Annotated in this window: 1 protein-coding gene and 1 pseudogene; both read right to left on the bottom strand. The window is 43.4% G+C overall.

Going from position 1 to position 661, the window contains the following annotated elements:
• Nucleotides 1-359 (bottom strand): annotated as a pseudogene (locus tag R7E78_RS27335) (Tol-Pal system protein TolB); the annotation flags it as partial.
• A 10-nt stretch (nt 360-369) separates the two neighbouring features.
• A partial coding sequence (gene tolA / locus R7E78_RS27330; protein ID WP_318058779.1) for a cell envelope integrity protein TolA occupies nt 370-661 on the bottom strand: 292 nt, incomplete at its 5' end.

The raw sequence follows: 661 nt of genomic DNA, 5'->3' as shown, positions 1-661 counted from the left end.
ACAAGCTGGTAATTTACAACGTAATCGCCTTGCTCATTTTGCTTGATAGAGCCAGTTAACAACGCATCTACACCAAGGCTTGTCCACGAATCAAAGTTAACTTCTGATTCATTGAATGGCGTTTGTGGCATTTTATTCGTTGGTACTGGGCTGAACTTACCACTGCGCTGTAGATCAGACGCAATGACAGCAGAAATGTCGGTAGGAAGTGGTTGACTGCCCTCCCATTTAAAGGGAACAACAGCAATTGGTCGTGCTGAATCAATACCATCGGTAATGACCAGCTCCAATGCAGCGTGCGCTACATTCGTTAGACTGCCTAGCAGTACAAACATTCCTAGTAAAAGACGTTTAATCACGGCTTATCCCTTATTGTTGTAGTGCGACCGTAAGGTTAATATCCTTCAGCCTTTGGTTAACTGTTGAATCGGTTGACATCGGGAAACTTGGTACTTGTGCAATTGCACTCTTTGCAGCAGCACATACTCTAGAGTCACCAGAAAGCACGTTAACTGACGAAACAATCATGTCAGTTCCCGTAGGAATCAGCTTAATGTTAACTCTACACTCCTTTCCCAATAGGTAGTCATCCTTTAGCAATCGGCTTTGAATAAGCTGAATATAGATTGAACTGTAGCGGGAAACCTCATCAGCCACAAAT

It is taken from the genome of Vibrio sp. YT-19(2023) (assembly GCF_033337395.1).
Note: the sequence above shows the minus strand (reverse complement) of the source record. Positions and strands in the feature narration are given on the sequence as shown.